Raw genomic sequence first — 24,356 nt, forward strand, 5'->3', positions numbered from 1 at the left:
GAACGTCGCTTACCGCGCGGCGGCTTGGATGCGGATCGCGCTGGCCGTCGCGCCCGCCGGGAACACGGCACCGTCGCCGTCGACGACGCGCGGGGTCGAATCGAAGCCGAGCGAATTGAACATCGCCATGTTCTCCTTCAAGCCCGCGTATCCTCGCTCGCAGTCTTCGCCCTCTACCTTATCGGTCGTCTTCGCGCGGCTCATCGTCTCGATCCATTTCTGCTTGTCGTCGGCCGCGCACAGAATCTGCGAGGCGATCGTCGCCGATCCGTGCTGGTACGCGACGGGAATGACGTAGATCGAGAAATCGCGAGACAAGTCGTTGATGTGCGCTTCGAATCGCCGGCAGGCCGGGCAGTTGGGGTCCGAGTAAACGTATAGCGTGCGCTTAGCCGGCTGATTGTCGAGTCCGAAATGGATCTGCGCCATCCCGTGAGCGCTTGTTTGCATCGCGGCGACGGCCGCCGATGTCGATGTCGATGCGGCGGTATCGGCCGGCGCGCTCGCCGGCGTAGATGCGAGTGCGAACGACGGTTCCGAAGGAAGCGCCGATGCCAGCCCAATCGGCGACGCTTGACTTGCAGGCGACGCAGCAGCTGCAGCCGTCGCCGGCAGCGTCACCGCCGGAATGCCGAATATGCTCGGGTTTTGCTGCGCCAAGTGCGCGAGCTTGTTCAGGTCATCCAATGCCGCATTGTGCGAATTGAGAAACTGCACGCCCGACATCGACACGATGAAAATAAGAAACGGCGCCCCTGCCCAGCAGAGCAAGCTGCGCCAGAGACGCAATCCTCGTTGTGCAACCGCGGAGCGACGCAGCGCCGTCTCGATCATTCCGAGCGCTTGCTCGGCGTCCGCTTCGCTCGCGAAACGTTCGATCAGTGCGATTTTCTCTTCGCCGTCGACTTCGCTGATGAAGACGAGCCCGTGGTTCGCCGGCCCTTGCGCCCCGCCTTCGAGCGTCTGCGGCTGGCCGCGCGAAATCGAGAACGCCCCCGTCGCCGCCGTCGTCCCGCAGGCAAAACGCGTGCGCGTGGCGGCACGCAGATAGCCCGTCTTCGAGAACGATGAATACACCGTCCCATCGGCTTCGATCAGTACGACATCACGCGTGCGAGCCGCGCTCCGTTCGAATTTCAGTCGCATAGGGGTTCCTTATTGTTGATCCGATTGCGGCGTCGCCAGCAAGCCGGTGTCCTCGATATATCGACGCAAGCCGACGAGCGCGTCCTCGACATGAGGGCGGCTCAGCTCACAGTCGTTTTCCGACGCGACTTGCTCAGCCTGCCAATGGTTGAATACGCCGGCCGATTCCATGAACGGCACCTTGCGGCCCGCCGTATTGAGCGGATACCAGAGCGCGCGGTCGAGCGGCTTGAGCCAAATGAACGTCGACGACGGCAGCACGCCGAGCTGCCGCGCCTCGATCAACAGCGCCATCAGGAGCGTTCGCGGATAGCGGTGCTTGCGCAGCCAGCGTTTCGCCTGGTCGGCACCCGCGCAACGCTTGAAGGCATCGTCGGCGAGTTTGAGATTCGGTTTCGATTGCGGATTGTCGGCGCTGTAGTTGAGAGCATCGACGAGCGCCTTCGATGCTTCGACTTCCTTGAAGAACACTCTCAGCCCAAAGACCGCGAAAAGCGCGCGCTCGACACCGCTTAGTTCTGCGAATGACTCGATCGGCTTGCCGAGCTGCGCTGCGAGCAGCGCTCGGGCCCGATCGGCGTCGAATTTTCCATCGCCGATGAGGCGATGCTGGGCGACCCATTCCTCGGGGTGAATCGACGATGCCCATTCGCTCGAGCGATCGTTCGACAAGTCGCGCCGCAGCACCGGTGCAACCGCGGAAAAGCTTTTGCTCTGCGCCTCGAGCAGCGTCTGAACGCTGTGTACGCGCCGAGCGCGCACGATCGGATGGCGCATCGCGCGCCGGGCGGCCCATCCGGCGAATGCGATCGGAATGCCGAGGTAGAAGGCCCCGATCTGCCAGGCCAGCACGAAGGCTTCCGGGAACGAGACGACCTTCGAATAGTGAAAATAGACGGCCAAGCGCTGACGAAGCTCGCTCGCGACGGTCGACCAACTCGATAGGGGCCGCGCCTCGTAGTCGCATAAGGTCATCAGCACGCGGACGATAACGTCGTGCTTCAACCGCCAGAGCCCGAACAGCGCACAGCCGAACCCGACGGCGGCGATGAATGCGACGGGCGTCGAACTGCGCTGGCTCACCTGATCCGACATCCGTACTCCTCGGCGGCACGCGCGACGCGCATCACGTACCGGTCGCGCTCGCCCGGCGTGCGGCTATGGTAGTTGCCCACCCCAGCCCAAAAATTGCCCGTAGCGTTGATCTCGTAGCGAATGATGTAGGCTGACCCGTTCACCGCCAGACACGCGTTGTCAGCCAACTGGGGCGCGGTGATGCCGAACTTGCGCTGAAAGTAGTCGGCCCAGACGGTGTTGATCTGCGTAACGCCGTAATCCTTCGTGCCGTTGCTGTTCCCATGCACGAGCCCCGGCCGCAAGGTCCCGCCGGACTCGATCTGATGGACGGCTTGAAGAATGCACGACGGAACTTGGTACTTCTGCTCGGCCTGTGCCACGCAGTAGTCGAACGTCTGTTGGGGCATCGGCGGAAACGGCAGATAAGGCACGCTACCCCCTCGCTTCGCGCTTGTTGACGGCGGACAGGACGTCGGCAACGCGCTCCGCGCTAAAGAGCACGGCATATTGGCCGGCCTTTCGCACGAGTTCGATCCGCCCGCTCGCCTCCGGCAGCGTGTCGATGTGATGCGGCCATTTGAGTTCGATGGCGACGGCGACCGGAATCGTCAAGCTAAACGGCACCGCCCCGAAAAAGACGTTCAAATCCTCGTCGCAGTTCTCGAGTTGATCTCGGTTCATTCCGCGAACGAGCGCTGCCACGTGTGCCGCCGCCTGTTCGAGACTCGCGCCGTCCCACCCCGGCACGGGTGCCCCGGCGTGCGCCTGGTCGATCCGGCGCGCGACGAGGCCGCCGAGCGGCGACGTCAGCAAGTCGATCAATTCAGTCCTCGGCGCACCAAGTCCACGGGCCATCTTGTGTTACGATCCATCAATCATTTTTACGTATGCTACATTTTATACGGAATTTGTGTCAAACCCAGATTCCGGCGTGAACCGCCGATTCGCTGAGGAGATCATGGAGATGGCCGATCGCGGCAACAAGCAGCGCGAGAAAACGTCGCATCGTCCGGGCAGCGCTGCCCGGGCGGACGTATTGGAAACGACGGCCGAGCTAGCCTCCGATGCGCTCGCGGCGGCATCCGAGCCGTCGCACGCGGCGCCGATGGGGGGCATCGAATTGCTCCTCGAAATCGCGAAACTCGCCGATCAGGTGCTTTCATCCGGCCCACCTACCGAGAAGCACCATCACGCGGAGCCTGTCGATCCGCGGCGCTGCGTCGATCCGCGCAAACGCATCTTGCCGCGCTAGGCCGATCAACTCGAGCAAAGGGCGTCAATCTACGAGATTCGAAGCTTGATAACCGCACGAGGCTTCCTCACAATCGCGAGGTCGAGCGGGGACCGTGCGCGCGCAGCGCATGGACTTTGATCCTTCCGCATCGATGTCATGGCAGTGTCACGCAGGGTCTTCGCAATCGAAACGGCGCAACGCGCGCCACGCCAAGCAAGGAGACGCGATGAAAGCCATTCCTCTTGCAGCTCGAAGTGCAGCCTTACTGACCAGCGCCGCGATCGCCGGCGCGTTTCTCTTCTCGCCCGCCCACGCCGACGACAATCAAAACACGCAATCGAGCACGAACCGGTTGCCGTCGTTCGTCGTCGCTGGCAGCCTTCGAACCACGACGTATGACGGAGTCAGCGACGATCTGTTGACGGGCGGCCTCGGCAAGACCGGGCTCGAAGGCGCGGCGCCCGCGATTGCGAATCCGGCAAGCCCGACCGCCGCAGAATTGCGCCGTCTCGCGATTTGGTCGAACTATCGCGCGCTCGTCGATATCACACCGAACGGCGGGTACGGCCGCTTCTGGGGGCCCAACGTCGATTTGAACGGAAACGACACGCTCGGCGAGGGTAAGATCCCAGGCACCGAATACCTCGCCTATGCGGACAACGGCAGCGGCAAACAAAACGTCACGCTGATGGTGCAAGTGCCCGCGCACTTCGATCCGGCGAATCCATGCATCGTCACGGCAACGTCGTCGGGATCGCGCGGCGTCTACGGCGCCGTGTCGGCGGCCGGCGAATGGGGGCTGAAGCGCGGCTGCGCCGTCGCCTACAACGACAAAGGCACCGGCAACGGCGCGCAAGAACTGATGACGGGCACCGTCACGCTGATGGACGGGCGCTTGGCAAGCGCGGCCGGCGCCGGGCACGACAGCCTCTTCACCGTCAATGCAAGCAGCGGCGACATCGCCCGCTACAACGCGGCGTTCCCTTATCGCTACGCGTTCAAGCACGCCCATTCGCAACAGAACCCCGAGCAGGACTGGGGCAAGGACACGCTCGAGGCCGTCCAGTTCGCCTATTGGGTGCTGAACCATCAATTCGGCACGGTCACGGCAGGCTCGCCTCATCGCGTCCGCTATGAACCGGGCAGCATCACGACGATCGCCGCTTCCGTCAGCAACGGCGGCGGCGCCTCGCTCGAAGCAGCCGAACAGGACACGCGCGGATGGATCACGGCCGTCGTCGTCGGCGAGCCGCAGGTGAACGTGCGCATGCCGCGTCGCGCCCGCGTGCTCGAAGGCGGGCAGCCGATCGAGGAAGCCGGCAAGCCGCTCGCCGATTACATGACCCTGGCCAACTTGCTGCAGCCGTGTGCCGCACTCGCGCCGGCCGCGGCGGGAGCGCCCTACCTGACGGCGCTTCCCGTCGCTCAAACGACGTCGATCCGGCAAGCGCGTTGCGCGTCGCTGGCGGCCGCCGGATACGTGAAGGGCACGGATCTGCAGAGCCAAGCGAACGATGCGCTCGCGCAATTGCATGCCGCCGGCTACGAGACCGATTCCGATCTACTGCAAGCGCCGATGTGGGATTCGCAAGCGGTACCGGCCGTCGCGGTCACCTATGCGAACGCCTACACGCGTTCGAGCGTACTCGACAATCTGTGCGGCTTCAGCTTCGGCCCGACGAACGAAGCGTCCGGTGCGGCCGGCGTGCCGCCGACCGTGCCGCCGATGCCGACTGTGTTCGGGCTCGGCAACGGTGTTCCGCCCACCAACGGCATCAACCTCGTCTATGACAACGGCCCGAACGGTGCCGCGGATCACCGGTTCGCCACGCCCGATGCGAGCTTCGCAGGCGCTGTGTGCATGCGGCGCTTATGGACGCAGCGCGATCCGCGCATGATGGAAAGCGTGCGGGCCATCCGCGTCGAAGCCGATCTGCACGGCAAGCCGGCCATTCTCGTGCAAGGCCGCAGCGATGCCCTGGTGCCGATCAATCATGCGTCGCGCGCTTACCTCGCGGCGAACAGCGCGAGGGAAGGCGCAAACAGCGAGGTGTCGCTTTATGAAGTGATGAACGGCCAGCACTTCGATGCATTTCTGCCCTTTCCTGGATTCGATACCCGCTTCATCCCCGTGCACTACTACTATCTGCAGGCACTCAATCTGATGTGGGATCACCTGAAGGAAGGCACCCCGCTGCCGCCTTCGCAAGTCATCCGGACCGTTCCGCGCGGCGGTACGCCAGGTGCCGCACCCGCACTCACCACAGCGAATCTGCCGGCCATCGCGCTGAATCCGGGCAGCAATGCGATCGAAGTCAGCCGAGGCGTCGTGAACGTGCCGCACTAGGCCATGGCCCGGACCTCCGGTTCACGCCGCGGTGTCCGGCCGACTCATCAGGGAAGATCGTCTCGATCGCATGGGCCGATGCACCGGCCCATGCTGCGTCATACGCCGGCTCCCTCCTTCCCTCTTCAAGCAGTAGGATCGGAGAGCCCCAAGTACTCGAACGAAGCATGCGCGTGATCGCCCGCGAGTTCGCTCACGGCACCGACAGCAGCAAGCGCATCGACACTTGCTCGCCGATTCGAGACCAACCGCCATTCGCCGGAAGCCCCGGATGGCCTAGCCGATGGGCCATCTTTCGACGCCTGTGCTCGCACGCTCCGCAGCGCTTCGAGCAAAACGCCGCCGTTCGGCGAATGGACAGCGAAGCCCTCGTTCGCGATCGCGGCTCGGTCGATGCCCAGCACTCGACACAGTTCGGCCTTGACCGGCGCCTCATTTGCATCGGCCTCGCGCGAACGTTCGATCAATTCGACTGTGCGCGCATCGACCAAACGTCCGCCTCGAAAGAGCGCCGGCGAACCCGTTGCCCAGGCATCGGGGGGACACAGCTTGTTCCGCGAATCGAACTCGACGAAAGGATTGATTTCCGCGGGATAGATGCGGCAGACGAGCGGCCGCTCTTCGTAAATGCCGCACCGATTGTCCGGTTGCAGGTTTGGGCAAGGCCCCGTGAACGTGGCCGCCAGAATGACGACGACCCGCACCGGCAAATCGCCGCTCCTGCCCGCGAACGACCGGCGAAGCTTATGCGCGGCCCACAAGTTCTCAGGAGGCGGGTCTGCAAGCCAAGGCACCGCCTCGCATAAAAGCTGAACGGATCCCCCTCGCGAGAGCCAATCGACCGCCTCGTCCACGGTGAGCGGCAGCCGCAGATCGCGGCAACACTTCGAGCAAATCGTACACGCGAAATCGACATCCGCTTCGTTCATAGTGAACTCAACTCCGATCCTTGAATGGCCTCGCCCGGAACTACTGGACCGTCAAGATTGTCTGCAGTAGATCACAGCACTCGCCGCATGCCCGCTGTCCGCGCGTGCCGTGACCGCATTGTTCGCTTGTCAGGAGACGCTATGCAACGCCGTCGATTCATCGCAATGACCGGGGCCGTACTCGCATCGAGCGGCCTCTCGCTGACCGGATGCACGACCACGCCCCTTTCCACGTCAGGTACGCCGGACGCGAATGCCGGACGGCGCGCGACGATCGACGCCGATGTCGAGGCCACGCTGACGCGGCTCTACTCGACCGTGCACGGCTCGCGCGAACTCGTTGGAAGCGCCCGCGGCGTGCTCGTGTTTCCGTCGGTCATCGCGGCCGGTTTCTGGTTCGGCGCGCAGTACGGCAAGGGGGCCTTGCGCATCGGCCAGCAAACGAACGGCTATTACAGCATCACGGGCGGCTCGTTCGGCCTGCAGATCGGCGCGCAATCGAAAGCGATCGTCATGCTGTTCATGACGCAAGAAGCACTGGATCAATTCACGAGCAGCCAAGGCTGGGCCGCCGGCGTCGATGCGACGGTCGCCGTCGTGAACATCGGTGCGAACGGCAACGTCGATACGTCGACGGCGACGAAGCCCGTCGAAGCATTCGTCCTCACGAACGCCGGCTTGATGGCAGGCGTGTCGCTCGAAGGGACGAAGATCTCCCGGCTGATTATTTGACGCGCGCCGCGCGCCGGCGCCGAACCGCTTGCGCGAGCGTATCGAGCACGGGCTCCGTCTGAGCCCAGCTCAAGCAGGCATCGGTAATCGACACGCCGTAGCGCAGCGCCACGCCGGGCTTCAAGTCCTGCCGCCCGGCTTCGAGGTGGCTTTCGACCATGACGCCCACGACGCGCTGCTCGCCTTGTTCCAATTGCGCGGCGATGTCGTTCGCGACGTCGATCTGCCGTTCGTGTGATTTGCCTGAATTGGCGTGCGAGCAATCGATCATCACTTGCTCGCGCAGCCCGGCCGCTCTGAGCACGGCGCAGCATTCCTCGACGCTCGCCGTGTCGTAGTTGGGGCCGCTCTTGCCGCCGCGCAGGATCACATGCGCATCCTGGTTGCCGCGCGTTTCGAAGATCGCGGCCATGCCCATCTTCGTCATGCCCATGAACGCGTGGTTGGCCCGGGCGGCCACGATCGCGTCGGCCGCGATCTGCACGCGGCCGTCCGTCCCGTTCTTGAAGCCGATCGGGCAGCTCAACCCCGAAGCGAGCTGACGGTGGCTCTGGCTCTCCGTCGTGCGCGCGCCGATCGCCCCCCACGCGATGAGATCGGCGATGTACTGCGGGCCCAGCAAGTCGAGAAACTCCGTCGCGGCCGGCAAGCCCATGCCGTTGACGTCGAGCAGCAAGCGCCGCGCGGCCCGCAGCCCCTCGTTGATTCTGAAGCTGCCGTCCAAACGCGGATCGTTGATGTAGCCTTTCCACCCCACCGTCGTGCGCGGCTTTTCGAAGTAGACGCGCATGACGATCAGCAAGTCCTCGCGCAGTTCTTCGGCAACGGCCCTAAGGCGCCGCGCGTAGTCGAGCGCTTGGTCGTGATCGTGGATCGAGCATGGGCCGACCACGGCCACGAGCCGGTCGTTGCGGCCATGCAAGATATCGCCGATCTCGATCCGCGTGCGCTCCACCAGCGTTTGGACGTCCGGCGGAACCGGCATCTCGTCCTGCAGCAGTGCCGGCGAGATCAGCGGACGCACGGCGCCGATGCGCACGTCGTCGATGCGCGTCGTGTCTTGCGTCGCATCCGCCACGCCGACTTCCCGGTCCTGGGAAGGGTTATCGATACTTCTCATTGCCGTCGCTCCAAGCCGGGGGTACGAAGCTTACTTCTCGTCGCCCTTGATCTGCGGGAGTGCCGAGGCTTCGCCCGGCGCGAGCAGACCGACTTGCGAGTAGATGCGCAGCTTCTCGCGCGTGTCGGTGATGTCGAGGTTGCGCATCGTCAGCTGGCCGATACGATCGCGCGGCGAGAACGTCGACTGCACCTTCTCCATCGACAGGCGCTCGGGCTGGTACGTCAGGTTCGGCGACTTCGTGCTGAGAATCGAGTAGTCGTTGCCGCGGCGCAGCTCGATCGTCACTTCGCCCGTGATCGCGCGCGCGACCCAGCGCTGCGCCGTTTCGCGCAGCATGATGGCTTGCGGATCGAACCAGCGGCCTTGATAAAGCAGGCGGCCGAGCCGGCGGCCGTTGTCGCGGTACTGCTCGATCGTGTCTTCGTTGTGGATACCCGTGACGAGACGCTCATAGGCGATGAACAGCAGCGCGAGCCCCGGGGCTTCGTAGATGCCGCGGCTCTTCGCCTCGATGATGCGGTTCTCGATCTGATCGCTCATGCCGAGGCCGTGACGCCCGCCAATGCGGTTCGCTTCGAGCATCAGCTCGACGGCATCCTTGTACTCGACGCCGTTCAGCGCCGTCGGACGGCCTTCCTCGAAACGGATCGTCACTTCTTCCCGGGCAACCTGCACGTCGTCGCGCCAGGACGCCACGCCCATGATCGGGTTGACGATCTTGATGCCGGACTCGAGGCTTTCGAGGTCCTTCGCTTCGTGCGTGGCGCCGAGCAGATTCGAATCGGTCGAATACGCCTTCTCGGCCGACATCTTGTACGCGAAGCCCGATTGGCGCATGAACTCGGACATTTCGGCGCGGCCGCCGAGTTCGTCGATGAACTGCTGATCGAGCCACGGCTTGTAGATCTTCAGGCTCGGGTTGACGAGCAGGCCGTAGCGGTAGAAGCGCTCGATGTCGTTGCCCTTGTACGTGCTGCCGTCGCCCCAGATGTTGACGCCGTCTTCCTTCATCGCCGCGACGAGCATCGTGCCCGTCACCGCGCGGCCGAGCGGCGTCGTGTTGAAGTAGGTGACGCCGGCCGTGGAGACGTGGAACGCGCCGCATTGCAGCGCCGCGATCCCTTCGGCCACGAGCTGCGAGCGGCAGTCGATCAGCCGTGCACCGGCGGCGCCGTATTCGAGCGCGCGGCGGGGGATCGAATCGTAGTCGTCCTCGTCCGGCTGGCCGAGGTTGGCCGTGTAGGCATACGGGACGGCGCCCTTGAGCTTCATCCAGTGCAGCGCGGCGCTCGTGTCGAGGCCGCCGGAGAACGCGATACCGACCTTCTGGCCGGTCGGGAGGCTTTCAAGAATAGTACTCATGAAGGAAACCGTTCAATCGAGGATGGAGGGTAATTCGAGCCAACCGGCCGTCCGGCGCTCGCGCCTCGCATCCGCGCCCGGATGGGGCGCAGGCGACGCGCAAAACGCTATTGTAGCCGGTGCGCGGGGCGCCGCCGGATTCGGCCCCTCGCGCGCGGCGAGGCGGATTCCCGCGCGCGGGTTCAGCTAAGCTGAGCCGGGCGCGACAAAGCGTGAAGATAAGCGTGGATTTGACTGACGACGGCAGCGCCGTCGCCGACCGCCGAAGCCACGCGTTTGGTCGATTCCGCGCGCACGTCGCCGATCGCGAAGATGCCGGGCACGCTCGTTTCCAACGGATAGAGGGGGCTCTCGCCCGCGCGGGCGCCGCTGCCGGTGAATCCGGTCGTCACGAACCCGTTGCGGTCGAGTTGAACACCGCTCGCGGCCAGCCAGTCGGTTTTCGGATCAGCGCCGATGAACAAGAACAGATGCCGCGACTCGACCACTTCCCGCTCGTCGTTGTGCCGAATCACCACGCGCGCCAATCCCGCTTCGTCGCCTTCAAGCTCGTCGAGCACGCATCCGGTGCAGACCGACACGTTCGGCAAGGCACCGATTCGATCGATCAGGTATTTGGACATGCTGGATTCGAGCGACCGGCCGCGAATCAGCACTCGAATGCTGCGCGCGAAGTTCGCGAGAAAGACGACGGCCTGGCCGGCGGAATTGCCGCCGCCGATCAGCACGATGTCCAGGCCTTTCGTCAATTTGGCTTCGATCGGCGACGCCCAGTAGTAGATCCCGCGCCCCTCGAACCGATCGATGTTCGACACCGACGGCTTGCGATACGCCGCACCGCTCGCGACCACCACGGCACGCGCGCCGATGTGCTGGTCGTCCGCCAAGGAGAGACGAAAGCAGCGATCTTCACGCGAAACCGAGACGTCGACGACCTTGCCCGGAATCGCGACATGCGCGCCGAATTTCAGCGCCTGCTGATAAGCCCGTGCGGCGAGCGCCTGTCCCGAGATGCCCGTCGGGAAGCCGAGATAGTTTTCGATGCGGGAGCTGGCCCCGGCTTGACCGCCCGGCGCCCGCTGGTCGAAGACCGCGACGGACAATCCCTCGGTCGCCGCATAGACGGCGGCGGCGAGCCCCGCGGGGCCCGCGCCGACGATCGCGACGTCATAGACGCAAGCCGCTTGGAACGTGGGCACGAGCCCCAGGCAGGTGGCCAACCGCACTTCGTCGGGGGCGCGCAGCACGGAGCCGTCGGGGCACAGGACGAGCGGCAAATCGTCGGGCCCGATCGTCATGTCGGCCAATAGCGCAATCGCTTCCGGATCGTCGCGTGCGTCGAGGACCGTCGAAGGATGTCCATTTCTTCTCAAGAAACCCTGGAGCGCGATCACGCGCCCTTCGGTCGGGTCGCCGACGATGATGGGTCCGAGCCCTCGTTCGATGAGGCCAAGGCGCCTCAAGATCAGCGCACGCATGATGTGTTCGCCCAATTGCGCGTCGGCGACGATCAGCGCGCGCAGCTTGTCGGGCTCGACGAGCAGCGTCTCGCAATCGGTCTCGGCGACGCCGTCGACAAGCGCCGGCTTGCCCGAGAGCTGAGCCATTTCGGCCATGAAGCTGCCGTCTTCGTGCTCGGCGATCTTCGTCCAGTTGCCGAAGCGGTCGCGCGAACAAATGCGTACACGGCCGTGAAGCAGGACGAACAGACCCAGTGCGACCCGCCCGGTTTCGAAGACGAAATCGCCAGCCTTGAACGTCATCGGTCTCGCGAAACGCCGCAAACTGGTGATTTCGGCGGCGGAAAGCTTCGGAAACAACTGATGCCGCCGATGTTCCAGCGACGAGTACGGGATCTCCTCCTCGGGCGCTGCTGGAACGGTTGGAGCGGCAAGCTCTGGGCTGTTCATGGTGGGCCTCGGCGTTTTCAGGTGACGTCGCGATCGATGCTCTAGCGCTGGCGAGCGCCAGCTTAGCAAGGTTCGGCGAAAAGCGCCTTCTGAAAACCCGTAGTGAGGCCGCACCGCGCCATTTAAGCAGCCGCTAAGGAGCAGAACCGTTCGAGATCGATATTGCCGCCGCTAATGATGACACCGACGCGTTTGCCTTTGAGCGAGTCCTTGGCATTCAAGGCGCCGGCTAACCCAAGACACCCGGTAGGCTCGACGATCATCTTCATACGGGATGCGTAGAACTTCATGGCGCTGACCAAATCCGCATCCGACGCCGTGAGGATGTCATCGACGTCGCGCTTGATGATGGCGAACGTGTAGTTGCCGAGGTGTTGCGTCTGCGCCCCGTCGGCGATGGTCTTCGGAGTATCGATATGAACGATGCTGCCGCTGCGGAACGATTGCTGGCCGTCGTTCCCCGCTTCCGGCTCGACACCGTAGAGCACGCATTGCGGTGCGAGCGCCCGCGTGGAAAGCGCGGTGCCCGAGAGCAGCCCGCCGCCGCCCAGCGGCACGAACAGGTAGTCGAGCGCGCCCACTTCCTCGAACAGCTCTTTGGCGGCGGTGCCTTGCCCTGCCAGAACGTCGGGATGGTCGTAGGGCGGGATCAGCGTGAGGCCCTGCTCCTCGGCCAGACGGCGGCCGATGGCTTCGCGGTCCTCCGTATAGCGGTCGTATACGACGACGTTCGCACCATACCCTTTTGTTGCAGCCACCTTCGCCGCCGGGGCGTCATGCGGCATGACGATCGTGGCCGGCATGCCCAGGATCTTCGCGGACAGCGCGATACCCTGTGCGTGATTGCCCGACGAGAAGGCGACGACGCCGGCCTTGCGCTGCTGCGGAGAGAATTTCGACAGCGCGTTGAAGGCGCCGCGAAACTTGAAGGCGCCCATGCGCTGAAAGTTTTCGCACTTGATGAATACGTCGGCGCCGACAATCTCGTTCAGCGTGCGCGACGTTTGAACCGGTGTCCGGTTGGCCGCGCCGGCGATACGCGCGGCCGCTGCCTCGACGTCGGCATAGGTAGGAAGTTCGAAGTTAGTCATATGAGATTCACGTGGCGGATTTCAAAGGGGCGATTCACCCTGTTTCACCAAGGCCATGCAACGGAGGTTCCGAGTCCTTTCTCGATAGCTTGCCGATACAGGAAGCGCGCGACCGTTAAATCCTGGAGCGCGAGCCCTGTCATGTCGAATACCGTAATGTCGTTCGCGGAGCGGCCCGCGGATGCCGCCCCGGCCAGAAGATCTCCAATTTCGGTACACGGCAACTCCGGCGCCCATTGGCACTCGCCGATGCTGCGCGCCTGATTCAGGTCGTCCACGACAATGCGGGCACGTTGCAACAGCCCCTCCGGCAGTTCGCGCTTGCCGACGGTGTCTGAACCGACGCAAGTCAGGTGAGTACCCGGTCGGACCGCATCGGCATCGAACAGCGCCCCGCCGCCTGTCGTGGCCGTGATGACGACGTCGCTGCCCGCGACCGCATCGTTGCGATCCCGCGCCAGACTGATCGCGCAACGGCCCTGAAATGCGGCTTCGAACGACGGCGCCAGCTCCCCGCCGGACGTCACATATTGCACCGTGCAGCGTTGCGGCAGCAGCATCAACGCGTATTCGAGTTGAACCCGCGCCTGCACCCCTGTTCCGAAAACGCAAATTCTGCTGCTTTCGGGATGCGCAAGCAACTGCGTCCCCAAGCCGCCGGCCGCCCCCGTGCGCGCCGTGGTAACCGCATTGCCGTCCATGATGCAAAGCGGGCGGCCGGTATGCGGGTCGAACAATGCGATCGTCGCTTGATGAAGATCGCCGCCTAGACCCCGATTGCCCGGCCAGAATCCCGCTGCCTTGAAGCCAAGAAGGTCTTGACTTGCGACATCTCCGGATTTGATTCCGAACACGCCGCCGGTGTGCAGCTTCGTCCGAACCAGAGGAAACACTCGCCCGGCCCTTTGACTGTGCAGGATGAAAGCTTCGCGCACCGCGGCCAGCACGCGGTCGGGCTGAAGGCTCGGCGCGACGACATCGCGATCGAGGAGAAGAAGCTTGGCGTCTGTCGGCATGTTCGCGAAAGGCTTTCCGGTTCGGTGCTGGTCGAGCAGATATACAGTATGTCCAAATTTAGACGAAAAGTCAAGATCCGAGCGGCGGCATCGGGTGAGGCTCCCTCGGATGGCCCGTGTCGGCCCGCGCCGCCGTCCGGGTCTTGAAATCGGCAAGGCTCGGCCGACGCGCTCGAGCCTATACAATGCGATCAAAGTTAGACGAAGAGTCCAAGATGGCTAAGAGAAAACTGACCGGCGAGCAGCAGGCGATCCTCGAGCAGGTCAAGCAAATTGCGGCGGGGCTCGGCGAGACATTGGCCCCCTTCACCGAGGTGGTGCTCCACGACCTGCGCACGCCGAAGCATTCCATCCTCGCGATTCACAACAACCTGTCCGGGCGTCAGGTCGGCGATCCGACGACGGAACTCGGTTTGGCGCGCATCGAGGACGATTCCTACCCGCAAATTCTCGCGAACTACGCGAATCGATTCAGCGACGGGCGGCAGGCCAAAAGCACTTCGATTGGAATCAAGGATTCGGAGGGGCATTACTTCGCCGCGCTCTGTCTGAACGTCGACGTGACGCTGTTCCGCAGCATCTCCACGCTGCTCGAGCAGTTCTCGGTGCCGAATGCAGCGGTGATCAAGGAAACGCTGGATCCATCGACGGCGGACTCGCTTCGCGAGCGAATCGACCGGTTCGCCGTCGGGTTGGCCACCACGCCGCAGGCACTTCGGACAGATCAGCGCCGGGCTTTGATGCAGGCGCTTAAGGAAGAGGGATATTTGGATTTGCGTCGATCGATGGAGACGATCGCGCAGCACCTGGGCGTATCGCGCGCAACCGTCTATAACGACGCCAAGTAGAGAAGGCTTTTTCGGGGCGCTTTTTTTCGCTATTTGTCCGCTATTTGTCCGTCAGCCTGCCGCCCGTGCGTCATTGTCACGGCGGCTCGATGTCGTTGCATCCGCCGTAACCCAATCTCATGGAGGCTCAAATGCAATACCTGTTGATGATCTACTCGGCGGAAATCGACTGGCACGGACTGGCGGAAAGCGACCGGCAAGAAAAAGTCGCCGCGTATCAGGCGTATACGGAATCGCTGCAGAAGGCGGACGTGGTCCTCGGCAAGAACCGGCTGCAGCCGACGAATACGGCGACTACCGTGCGGCTCGTCGACGGTAAGCCGCAGGTGCTGGACGGACCGTTTTGCGATTCGAAGGAGCAGTTGGCCGGCTACTACCTGATCGACGTGCCGAACTTGGATGCGGCGATCGCGTGGGCGGCGCGTTGTCCGGGCGCGAGCCACGGCATCATGGAAGTGCGCCCGATCTGGACGATGCCTTACGAGCCGGCGCCAACCGCATGAGCCCGTCCGGCCGCGACCGCGAAGCGGAGAACGCCGCCCGCGAGGTTGCGGAAGCGGTCGCGCGCCGCAGCTACGGCAAGCTCGTCGCGCTGCTGGCGATGCGTACGCGCGACGTGGCCGCGGCCGAAGACGTCCTGGCCGATGCGTTCGCGGCCGCGCTCGTCGATTGGCCCAAGCGCGGCTGTCCCGCGAATCCGGAAGCGTGGCTGATGACGGTCGCGCGGCGCCGGGCGATCGATGCCGCGCGGCACCGGCGCGTCGGCGATGAACTGATGAACGAGTTCGTGCTCCTTGCCGACGAGATCGATGATAAGGATCCAAGCGCACTGCCGGACCGGCGGCTAGCACTACTGTTCGCGTGCACGCACCCCGCGCTCGAGGCTACGATCTGCACGCCGCTGATGTTGCAGGTTGTGCTGGGGCTCGACGCAAAAACAATTGCATCCGCGTTCTTGACGTCGCCCGCGGCGATGGGAAAGCGCCTGGCTCGAGCGAAGAACAAGATCCGCGACGCGGGGATTCCCTTCTGCGTGCCCGAGCGCGAAGAACTGCCCGGGCGGCTGGCGGCGGTGCTCGAAGCCGTTTACGCGGTGTTTGCGGAAGGATGGAGCGATCCGGTCGGCGGCGATACCGTGCGGCACGATCTGGCCGGGGAGGCGCTGTTTCTCGCGCAGTTGCTCGTTGAACTGCTGCCCGAGGAGCCTGAAGCGCTCGGTCTGCTTTCGCTGATCTTGTTTGCTCACGCACGGCGCGATGCGCGACGCAATGCGGCGGGAGAGTATGTGCCGCTGTCGGAGCAGGATCCCGCGAAGTGGAATACACCGATGCTCGACGCGGCCGATGCGCTGCTGCTGCACGCGAGCACGTTCAACGTGATCGCGCGCTTTCAGTTGGAGGCCGCATTGCAGTCGGCACATGTATACCGCTGCAGGACAGGCCAACCGAACTGGGATGAAGTCGTGCAGCTTTACGATGCCTTGCTTGCGATCGCGGCGTCGCCGGTGATTGCCGTGAACCGAGCATCCGCATTGGCTGAATGCGAAGGCCCGCAAGCGGCGCTCGATGCGCTTGCGCCCTATGCGGACGATCCACGTTTATCGGAGTACCAACCGTATTGGGCGACCCGCGCGGATCTGCTCGCGCGAGCGGGTTCGACGGACGAGGCGCTCAGTTCCTACGATATTGCGATCGGCCTCGAACGCGATCCCGCGGTGCGCAGGTTTTTGCAGCACAGGCGGGCCGAACTGTTGCCGCCGCCCTGCCCTCAACCGCGCGACTTCTTATAAGCCACGCAGTCGACCTCGACCTTGCAGTCGATGACCATGCTCGAAACAACACACGCGCGCGCCGGCGGATGTTCGCCGAAGTACTCGCGGAACACTTTGTTGAACGATGCGAAGTCGCGCGGATCGTCGAGCCATACGCCGCAGCGCACGACATCCTCCGCGGTGTACCCCGCTTCATTGAGAATCGCGAACAAGTTCTGGAGCGTCTTGTGCGACTGCTCGACGATGCCGCCGTTGATGACCTCTCCGTTCTCCATCGGCGTCTGACCCGACACGTACAGCCAACCGTCTGCTTCGACCGCACGCGCGAACGGCATATGCTGACCGCCTGTACCCTTACCACCCTCGACACCATAGCGCTTCATCGATGCTCTCCTTTGAAACTAGTGGCAAGAGTTTACCGTGCGCCAGGGCTATGCAGGGAACAGCGCTGTTGCGATCTGGGTGAGACCTTCTACGTCAGTGCCCCACCACCCACTTTTAATAGGGCACTGACCGCCCCCACCCCGAGGACGTGTAAACTGCTGCCTTTTTGTTTGCCGGAATGGTGCACGTACCCGGTCGCCAGGCCTTCACCGGCCCAGCGCTCATCCGCTTACTCGCCCGTCTGACGGACGCCCGTTTCCCGGAGTCCGGGCCTGCGCTCGCCGATCAACTCGTTCAATGGCTCGGCTGGACCGACGCGATCGCGTTGTCCTCGGCGCTGGGCGGCAACCCGTCAGCCGGTGTAGCCCGCGACCTCGCGCCCGATCACGCGGAAGACGCACTGTGCACGCGCGTGCGTACGTCGCTGACGAATGCCATCGCCCGCGATGCCACGCTCACGCCGCAGCGCCTGCGCAGCCGCGCGCGCAATCGTCAGGACAATGCGACGGCCGATATCGCACCGGAATACGCGGCGTTTCGTCAGTGCTATCTGTCTTTGCAGGAAGAGATGGAAACCGCGATCGGCAATCTGCGCACGCTGCTGCGCGGGATGCTCGCGTCCCGCGGCGAGCCGGCGATGTCGCGGCTCGCCGCGGTGGATGCCGTGATGGAACGCGTGCTCGGCATCCGCGAGCACAACGCGCTCGCCGCCGTGCCTGGGTTGCTTGCCGTGCACTACGAACGGCTGCGCGACGCGGAACTCGAACGGCACGCGGCGCATGCGAACGCGGAAAGCGCGTCGGCGGACGCCGCGCGAAACGCCGTTCAAAGCGCGCCCCATCCGGCAGCACGAGCAGCACGCTCGGCGGATTCGCCGACCGTCGTGGACGGCCCCTGGCTCGACGTGTTCCGCAAGGACATGCAGAGCGTGCTGCTGGCCGAACTCGAGATTCGTTTTCAACCGGTCGAAGGGCTGCGCGCCGCCCTTCGTGCCTGCTAACCGGGACCCCATGTCCAGATATCGCCTCGATCTTGTCGTCTTCCTCGCTGGGCTCGCCGTCGTTCTCTGGATCGGCGCGGGCTACGCCGCCTCGAATCCGATCGCGTTCGCCGTCACGCTGCTGATCGGCGTTTGCTATGTCGCGGGCGCGTTCGAACTACGCCTCTACCACCAGAACACCTCGAGCCTCGCGCAGGCCGTGGCCGCTCTCTCGGTGCCGCCCGCGAGCCTCGATGCCTGGCTCGAGCGTCTGCATCCCGCGCTGCGCGGCGCGGTGCGGCTGCGCGTCGAGGGCGAGCGCGCCGCGTTGCCCGGGCCGTCGCTGACGCCATACCTGGTCGGGCTGCTGGTCCTGCTGGGCATGCTGGGCACGCTGCTCGGCATGGTGGCGACGCTGCGCGGCACCGGCGCCGCGCTCGACAGCGCGACCGATCTCGCCGCGATCCGCGCGTCGCTGGCCGCGCCGATCAGGGGGTTGGGCTTTGCGTTCGGCACGTCGATCGCGGGCGTCGCGACCTCCGCGATGCTCGGGCTGCTGTCGGCGTTGTGCCGGCACGAACGGCTAGTGGCCGCACGCGGGCTCGACGAGCGCATCCTCACGAAACTGCGGATGTACTCGCAGGCGTGGCGGCGCGAGGAAAGCTTCAGGTTGATGCAGCGCCAGGCCGATGTCATGCCGGCACTCGTCGACCGCTTGCAGACGATGATGAGCGCGATGGAGCAGCACAGCATCACGCAGCACGAGCAGCAACTCGCGAACCAGCAGGCGCTGCACGCCCGGATCGAAAATACGTACGCGGCGCTTGCGGCGTCGGTGGGCCGCTCGCTGCGCGACAGCGCGGCCGAAAGCGCACGGGGCGCGAGCGCCGCGATCCAGCCCGTCGTGCAGGCGACGATGGCTGGGTTGTCGCACGAAATGACGGCGCTCGGGGAAACCGTGAAGAACGCCGTGCAACGGCAGCTAGACGGCTTGTCGGGCGGCTTCGAAACGGCCACGGCGACCGTGGCGAACCTATGGACCCAAGCGCTCGAAGAGCAACAGCGCGTTGACCACGCGCTCGTCGACGAATTGCGCGTCGCGCTGGAGCGCTTCACCGGCACGTTCGAGCAACGTTCGTCGGCACTGCTGGACGGCGTGTCGACGCGCGTCGATGCCGGCGTAGGCACCGTATCGGCGGCATGGAACGCCGCGCTGGCCCGGCAGGAACGCGCAAGCGAGACCCAGGCGGCTCGTCACGAGCAAGCGCTCGCGACATCGATCGCGACATTCGAGCAGCACGCCGCTTCGCTGCTGCGCACGCTCGACGAATCGCATGCCGATCTGCAGCGGCAACTGGCCGCCCGTGACGAAACGCGGCTCCACGCATGGACGGGCACGCTCGACGCAATCGCTAAGTCGCTGGGCGACGAGTGGCGGCGGACCGGCGAACACACCGCGAGCCGCCAGCAAGCGATCTGCGACACGCTCGCGCAGACCGCGCGCGACATCTCCGAGCATACGCAAGCCCACGCCGCCGGAACGATCGCCGAGATCGCACGCCTCGTGCAGGCTGCATCGGAAGCGCCGCGCGCCGCGGCCGAGGTGGTTGCCGAACTGCGTCAAAAACTCTCCGACAGCATGGTCCGCGACACCGCGATGCTCGAGGAGCGCGCCCGTCTGCTCGAAACCCTCGGCACGCTGCTCGACGCCGTCAATCATGCCTCCACCGAGCAGCGCACCGTCGTCGATGCGCTCGTGTCCACGTCGGCGGATCTGCTCGCACGGGTCGGCACGCAGTTCTCCGATACCGTCGAAACAGAAACCCGCAAACTCGGCGGCGTCGCGGCGCAGATCACGGGCAGCGCCGTCGAAGTCGCGAGCCTCGGCGACGCGTTCGGCGCGGCCGTGCAGGAATTCGGCGCGTCGAACGAGCAGCTCGTCACGCATCTGCAGCGGATCGAATCCGCGCTCGACCGCTCGCTCGCGCGCAGCGACGAGCAACTGGCCTACTACGTGGCGCAAGCGCGCGAGGTGATCGATCTGAGCATGCTGTCGCAGAAGCAGATCGTCGAAGACCTGCAGCGCCTTGCGTCGCAGCGCGAGCAAGCTTCGAGCGGAGCCGAAGCCGCATGAACGACGAGATCGACGGCGGCATCGAGCCGACCGCGCCGGTCTGGGCCGCGTTCGCCGACCTGATGTCGGTGCTGGTGGGCGCGTTCGTGCTGATTCTGGCGGGCGTCATCGGCTTGCAGCTCGAACTGTCGGTGCGCCTCGAAGACCAGGTGAAGCAGCGGCAAATCGAGGCGCAGCGGCGCAAGACGCTCGAGGAGGCCCTCGCCGGCCCGCTCGCGGCGGGACGGGTGACGCTCGTGAACGGCCGCATCGGCATCAGCGGCAGCCTGCTGTTCGCGCTGAACTCCGATCAGCTGCAGCCGCAGGGCCGCGACCTGCTGAAGTCGCTGGCGGGCCCGCTCGTGGTCTATCTGCGCTCGCACGACGAGATTCTGATGGTGAGCGGTTTCACCGACGATCATCAGGTCCGCGCGGGCAACCGCAGTTTTGCCGACAATTGGGAGCTGTCCGCGCAACGCGCGCTGACCGTGACGCGCGCGCTGATCGAGGCGGGTGTTCCCGCTCAATCGGTATTCGCCGCGGCATTCGGATCGCAGCAGCCGGTGAGTTCGAACGCGGACGAAGCCGGGCGGGCGAAGAACCGCCGCGTCGAGATCGCGCCGGTGCCGAAGCGCTCCGCCGGATCGGCCGAGCAGCATGAGTAGCGACATGGACGGCGAAGGCGCCGCGCCCCAAACGATTGACGCCCGTGCAACGCTCGACGCGTGGCGAGCCAACCGTGCCGATCGCGTGAACCCCGCGCGCTTTCGCTTCATCGATGCGCTGGAGCGGCGCGCGGCAAACTATGACGGCGACGTGCGCCACGTGCTGGACGAAAAGCTGGCGACTTTGATCGCAGATTATGAGGCTGAGGTCCACCGCGCCGAGACTGATGCGGCGGCAGCCGCTTGCGAGCCTGCGTGCGGCACGCCTGCCGACGCGGGCAGCGTGCCGGCGCAATGCGCGCCGCGCCGCGGCGCACTGGCAGAATTGGTCGATCTGCTCGCGAGTCGCGCGAGGGCCGCGACAGCAACCACCGCCGCGCAAAACGAAGCGTCTGCCGCGCGCGACGCACTGTATCCGCATCGGCAGGATCGTTCGCCGGATTTGCCCGTGCTCGACTACTTCCGCGAAACGTGGTCGAAATTCAGCACCGAGAAGCAATTGCGGCAGTCCCTCGAACACGTGCCGGACAAAGCAGGCCCGCTCAATTCGAACAGCCTCATGCATCGCGCCCTCTCGCTGATGCGAGAACTATCTCCCGGTTACCTCCAGCAGTTTCTGTCGTACGCCGAGGCGCTGTCGTGGATGGAGCAACTGGCCGGCCCAGTCTCGGGTGTAGGCTCGGCGCCCCCACCCGTCGCGGAAATACCGCGCCCGGGCAGCGCGAAGAAGCGCGCGCGGGGTAAAGCACGCTGACGCTTACGGCGGAAAACCGTCGCCTGAACGCAACAGTCCGTTTGGTACCATGCAGCCTTTCCATGACAAGCCAACAGCGAACTGCAGCGTGACGCACCGATTCATGACGAACGTACGGGATTTCTGCAGCAAGTGGGTTGGCCACGTAGCCGGGTTGGCCGCGGCGTGCTTCCATCTCGCGGCGGCGCTGATCGGCTTCGTCGCGCAACTAGCGAAACCGGCGCTCGCCCGCGCCTGGTACCACGTGCGGCATCCGACCCGGCGCGGCGTGCTGCTCGCGCTTGCCACACCACCCGCGCTCGTCGTGCTTTATGTGCTCGTGCTGATTCCCTTCACGCCGAGCATCAGCGATATCCGCAAGGCGCGTGTCGATCGCCCGGCGCAGATCCTCTCGGCGGACGGCAAGCTGCTGGCCGAGTTCAAGCCGTCGAACCGCAAATGGGTGACGCTGAAGGAAATCTCGCCGCACATGGTCGATGCGCTGATCTCGACCGAGGATCATCGCTTTTATCAGCATCACGGTATCGATTGGAAGCGCACCGCGTCCGCGGCGCTGCACAACCTGCTCGGGGGCCATCGAGAAGGCGGCTCGACGATCACGCAGCAGCTCGCGCGCAATCTGTACCCCGACGAAGTGGGCCGCGCGCCCACGCTCACGCGCAAGATCAAGGAAGCGATCACCGCGGAAAAGATCGAGATGGCCTACAGCAAGGACCAGATTCTCGAGACCTATCTGAACACGGTGCCGTTCCTGTACAACGCGTACGGCGTCGAGATGGCGGCGCGCACCTACTTCGACAAATCCGCCGACGATCTGAACATCCTCGAGGCCGCGACGCTCACGGGCATGCTGAAGGGCAACAGCTACTACAACCCGGTGATCAACCCCGAGCGTGCGCTGCAGCGGCGCAACACGGTGCTCTCGCAGATGGTCAAGTACGGCAAGCTGTCGCCGGCCGCGTTCGAGAAGCTGAAGGTCAAGCCGCTCTCCGTCGATTTCGAGCGTCAGGTGGAAGCGCCCGGGCCCGCGCCGCATTTCGCGCAGCAGCTGCGCAAATGGCTGATCGGCTGGGCCGATGCGAACGGCTACAACATCTACTCGGACGGCCTTATCGTCCATACGACGATCGATTCGCGCCTGCAGGCGATGGCGAACGCGGCGGTCAAGCTGCAAGGCAATCAGTTGCAGTCGATGGCGAACGCACAATGGAGCGGCCGCGCGGGATGCTCGCCGTCGAACGATCTGTTCAAGACGTTCATGCGCGAATCGCCCGAGTATCGCAGCGCGCTCGCCGCCGGCCAGAGCGATGCCGACACGCTGAAGCAGCTCGGCACCGACCGCGATTTCATGCACAAGCTTTGTCACGACAAGACCGAGGTCGAGGCGGGCTTTCTCGCCATCGATCCGCGCAACGGGCAGATCAAGGCCTGGGTAGGCAGCCGCGATTTCACCGACGAGCCGTTCGATCACGTGCAGCAAGCGCGCCGCCAGCCGGGCTCGACGTTCAAGCCGTTCGTGTACGGCGCGGCGTTCGCGGCCGGGGCGAAGCCGACCGATACGTTCATCGATCAGCCGATCGAGATTCCGCTCAAGGGCGGCGAAATCTGGCGTCCGAACGACGACGAGCCGCCGACCAATAAGCCGATGACGCTGCGCAATGCGCTTGCGTACTCGAACAACCGCGTCACCGCGCAACTGATCGAGCAGATCGGCCCGGATCGCGTCGCGCGTTTGGCTCGGAAGATGGGCGTGCGCGACAGCACGCTCGATCCGGTGCCCTCGCTCGCGCTCGGGACGAGCCCTGTGACGGTCAAGGAAATGGTGTCGGCCTACGCGACGATCGCTAACGACGGCGCGTATCTCGAGCCGCGCATGGTTACGAGCATCGACGACCGCAACGGCAACGTGCTCGCGCAGTTCGAGCCTGCGTCGCCGGAACAGGCGTTGCCGGTCGCGGCGGATCGCACGCTGATCGACGTGATGCGCGACGTCGTCAATCGCGGCACCGGTGCGAGCATCCGCTCGCGCTTCGGCATTCGCGCGGACGTGGCGGGCAAGACGGGCACGACTCAGGACAATGCCGACGGCTGGTTCATCCTGATGCAGCCGCAACTCGTGGCCGGCGCGTGGGTCGGCTTCGACGACGGCCGCGTGACGCTCGGCAACAATCATTTGAGCGAGGGCGCGCACACGGCGTTGCCGATCGTCGGCGATTTCTTTCAGCGTGCGCTGCACGCGCGGCTGATCGATTCGCGCGTGCGCTTCGATACCGAGGTACAGCCGAGCGAGTTCGAGGTGTTCCGCGACAAGCTGCGCGCGTGGATGGCGTGGTTGTCCGGGTCGAAGCCGCAAGCACCGGCCGCGCCAGCGCCGGTGCATCATGCGCCGCCGGTCGTGAAACCGGTCGCGCCGTCCTCGGCGCCATCGCCTGCGCCAGCTCCCTCTCCGGCAGCGCCGACCTCCACAGTCGCGCCGGGTTCGTCGGGGTTGCCGCCTTCACCGTCCCAGCCTCCGGCACCCTTGCCTGCCTCCGAACCACCGCTGATCGGGGTGCCGGCTAGCGGTGCGCCGACTGCCCCGTCCGGGACTGCGACGCCAGGCGCGACGGGCGGCGCGGCGCCGCAGCTTGCGCCGACCATCCTGCCGCCGGGTTCGGGCGAGTTGCCGGCCACCGGTGCGCCGCACGGGACCGGCGGGTTCCCGCCGGCAGGCGCGGGATCGTCGCCGACCCCGACGCCCGACGTGCCGGAAACGGCGCCGTCGGGGGGCTCTTGATTGGTTGAGCCTTCGCCCGGCTGCCCCCGCTTTTAGGGGGCGCTTCACCTTCCGGCTAGGGTTGCAACGCTACAAAATATCTGCAATACGAGTATTTGC

22 protein-coding genes are annotated in these 24,356 nt (G+C 64.9%); 11 read left to right on the forward strand and 11 right to left on the reverse strand.

All coding sequences use genetic code 11. The features are described from left to right. Window positions 1–9 precede the first annotated feature (9 nt). Genes DWV00_RS10880 through DWV00_RS10895 form a run of 4 tightly spaced genes read right to left on the reverse strand, consistent with a single transcriptional unit; the run spans window position 10 to window position 3,078 of the window. Window positions 10–1,146 (reverse strand): thioredoxin fold domain-containing protein, encoded by a 1,137-nt coding sequence (locus DWV00_RS10880; protein ID WP_115533585.1) that lies wholly within the window; start codon window positions 1,144–1,146, stop codon window positions 10–12. A 9-nt stretch (window positions 1,147–1,155) separates the two neighbouring features. Beyond that, complete coding sequence (locus DWV00_RS10885) at window positions 1,156–2,241, reverse strand: secretion/conjugation apparatus DotM-related subunit (RefSeq protein ID WP_115533586.1); 1,086 nt, start codon at window positions 2,239–2,241, stop codon at window positions 1,156–1,158. Beyond that, window positions 2,226–2,654 carry a lytic transglycosylase domain-containing protein gene (locus DWV00_RS10890; protein ID WP_181885429.1) on the reverse strand — a complete coding sequence of 143 codons (429 nt, stop codon included), beginning with the start codon at window positions 2,652–2,654 and terminating at the stop codon, window positions 2,226–2,228. The genes DWV00_RS10885 and DWV00_RS10890 overlap by 16 nt, the downstream gene beginning before the upstream one ends. Window position 2,655: 1 nt before the next feature. Then, complete coding sequence (locus DWV00_RS10895; RefSeq protein ID WP_147297876.1) at window positions 2,656–3,078, reverse strand: hypothetical protein; 423 nt, start codon at window positions 3,076–3,078, stop codon at window positions 2,656–2,658. Between the two features lie 103 nt (window positions 3,079–3,181). On the opposite strand from DWV00_RS10895, the gene DWV00_RS10900 reads away from it, so the two are divergent. Then, window positions 3,182–3,475, forward strand: coding sequence for a hypothetical protein (locus DWV00_RS10900; RefSeq protein ID WP_115533589.1), 294 nt, complete (start codon window positions 3,182–3,184; stop codon window positions 3,473–3,475). Window positions 3,476–3,683: 208 nt separating this feature from the next. Further along, on the forward strand, window positions 3,684–5,804 hold the full coding sequence (locus DWV00_RS10905) for a D-(-)-3-hydroxybutyrate oligomer hydrolase (RefSeq protein WP_115533883.1): 2,121 nt from the start codon (window positions 3,684–3,686) through the stop codon (window positions 5,802–5,804). Between the two features lie 125 nt (window positions 5,805–5,929). Here the strand turns inward: DWV00_RS10905 and DWV00_RS10910 are convergent, their stop codons facing one another. Further along, a complete protein-coding gene (locus DWV00_RS10910) occupies window positions 5,930–6,733 on the reverse strand; it encodes a YkgJ family cysteine cluster protein (protein ID WP_115533590.1) in 804 nt (267 codons plus the stop codon). Window positions 6,734–6,874: 141 nt separating this feature from the next. On the opposite strand from DWV00_RS10910, the gene DWV00_RS10915 reads away from it, so the two are divergent. Next, window positions 6,875–7,465 carry a BPSL1445 family SYLF domain-containing lipoprotein gene (locus DWV00_RS10915; protein WP_115533591.1) on the forward strand — a complete coding sequence of 197 codons (591 nt, stop codon included), beginning with the start codon at window positions 6,875–6,877 and terminating at the stop codon, window positions 7,463–7,465. Here the strand turns inward: DWV00_RS10915 and DWV00_RS10920 are convergent. The 5 genes from DWV00_RS10920 to DWV00_RS10940 form a co-directional block, all read right to left on the reverse strand. Next, the gene (locus DWV00_RS10920) at window positions 7,458–8,585 is read right to left on the reverse strand and encodes a 3-deoxy-7-phosphoheptulonate synthase (RefSeq protein WP_115533592.1); all 1,128 of its coding nucleotides are present in this window, start codon (window positions 8,583–8,585) and stop codon (window positions 7,458–7,460) included. The two genes, DWV00_RS10915 and DWV00_RS10920, sit on opposite strands and share 8 nt — an antisense overlap. Before the next feature lie 30 nt (window positions 8,586–8,615). Then, window positions 8,616–9,950, reverse strand: coding sequence for an argininosuccinate synthase (argG, locus tag DWV00_RS10925; RefSeq protein WP_115533593.1), 1,335 nt, complete (start codon window positions 9,948–9,950; stop codon window positions 8,616–8,618). A gap of 182 nt (window positions 9,951–10,132) precedes the next feature. Then, entirely contained in the window at window positions 10,133–11,860 is a 1,728-nt protein-coding gene (locus tag DWV00_RS10930; RefSeq protein ID WP_115533594.1) for an FAD-dependent oxidoreductase, read from the reverse strand. A 122-nt stretch (window positions 11,861–11,982) separates the two neighbouring features. Continuing rightward, window positions 11,983–12,951 (reverse strand): threo-3-hydroxy-L-aspartate ammonia-lyase, encoded by a 969-nt coding sequence (locus tag DWV00_RS10935; RefSeq protein ID WP_115533595.1) that lies wholly within the window; start codon window positions 12,949–12,951, stop codon window positions 11,983–11,985. Window positions 12,952–12,995: 44 nt separating this feature from the next. Beyond that, window positions 12,996–13,967, reverse strand: coding sequence for an ornithine cyclodeaminase family protein (locus DWV00_RS10940; protein WP_115533596.1), 972 nt, complete (start codon window positions 13,965–13,967; stop codon window positions 12,996–12,998). A gap of 215 nt (window positions 13,968–14,182) precedes the next feature. Between DWV00_RS10940 and DWV00_RS10945 the strand changes: the two genes are divergently transcribed. From DWV00_RS10945 to DWV00_RS10955, 3 genes are all read left to right on the forward strand, one after another. After that, window positions 14,183–14,815 (forward strand): helix-turn-helix transcriptional regulator, encoded by a 633-nt coding sequence (locus tag DWV00_RS10945; RefSeq protein ID WP_115533597.1) that lies wholly within the window; start codon window positions 14,183–14,185, stop codon window positions 14,813–14,815. A 131-nt stretch (window positions 14,816–14,946) separates the two neighbouring features. Continuing rightward, window positions 14,947–15,318, forward strand: coding sequence for a YciI family protein (locus tag DWV00_RS10950; RefSeq protein ID WP_115533884.1), 372 nt, complete (start codon window positions 14,947–14,949; stop codon window positions 15,316–15,318). Further along, a complete protein-coding gene (locus tag DWV00_RS10955) occupies window positions 15,315–16,604 on the forward strand; it encodes an RNA polymerase sigma factor (protein ID WP_115533598.1) in 1,290 nt (429 codons plus the stop codon). The genes DWV00_RS10950 and DWV00_RS10955 overlap by 4 nt, the downstream gene beginning before the upstream one ends. On the opposite strand, the gene DWV00_RS10960 is transcribed toward DWV00_RS10955, so the two are convergent. Then, a complete protein-coding gene (locus DWV00_RS10960; RefSeq protein WP_115533599.1) occupies window positions 16,583–16,969 on the reverse strand; it encodes a RidA family protein in 387 nt (128 codons plus the stop codon). The two genes, DWV00_RS10955 and DWV00_RS10960, sit on opposite strands and share 22 nt — an antisense overlap. A 179-nt stretch (window positions 16,970–17,148) precedes the next feature. Here DWV00_RS10960 and DWV00_RS10965 point away from each other — a divergent pair, with 179 nt between their 5' ends. The 5 genes from DWV00_RS10965 to DWV00_RS10985 all read left to right on the forward strand — a co-directional run bounded on the left by DWV00_RS10965 (window position 17,149) and on the right by DWV00_RS10985 (window position 24,257). Further along, the gene (locus tag DWV00_RS10965) at window positions 17,149–17,970 is read left to right on the forward strand and encodes a DUF3348 domain-containing protein (RefSeq protein WP_115533600.1); all 822 of its coding nucleotides are present in this window, start codon (window positions 17,149–17,151) and stop codon (window positions 17,968–17,970) included. A 10-nt stretch (window positions 17,971–17,980) separates the two neighbouring features. Next, window positions 17,981–20,083, forward strand: coding sequence for a DUF802 domain-containing protein (locus tag DWV00_RS10970; protein ID WP_115533601.1), 2,103 nt, complete (start codon window positions 17,981–17,983; stop codon window positions 20,081–20,083). Continuing rightward, entirely contained in the window at window positions 20,080–20,727 is a 648-nt protein-coding gene (locus DWV00_RS10975) for an OmpA family protein (RefSeq protein ID WP_115533602.1), read from the forward strand. The genes DWV00_RS10970 and DWV00_RS10975 overlap by 4 nt, the downstream gene beginning before the upstream one ends. After that, entirely contained in the window at window positions 20,720–21,481 is a 762-nt protein-coding gene (locus DWV00_RS10980; RefSeq protein WP_115533603.1) for a DUF2894 domain-containing protein, read from the forward strand. Before DWV00_RS10975 ends, DWV00_RS10980 begins: the two co-directional genes overlap by 8 nt. 103 nt (window positions 21,482–21,584) lie before the next feature. Next, window positions 21,585–24,257 (forward strand): penicillin-binding protein 1A, encoded by a 2,673-nt coding sequence (locus tag DWV00_RS10985; RefSeq protein ID WP_425452746.1) that lies wholly within the window; start codon window positions 21,585–21,587, stop codon window positions 24,255–24,257. Window positions 24,258–24,356: the final 99 nt, after the last annotated feature.

The sequence above is a fragment of the Trinickia dinghuensis genome (genome assembly GCF_003367175.1).
Taxonomy (GTDB): Bacteria; Pseudomonadota; Gammaproteobacteria; order Burkholderiales; family Burkholderiaceae; genus Trinickia; species Trinickia dinghuensis.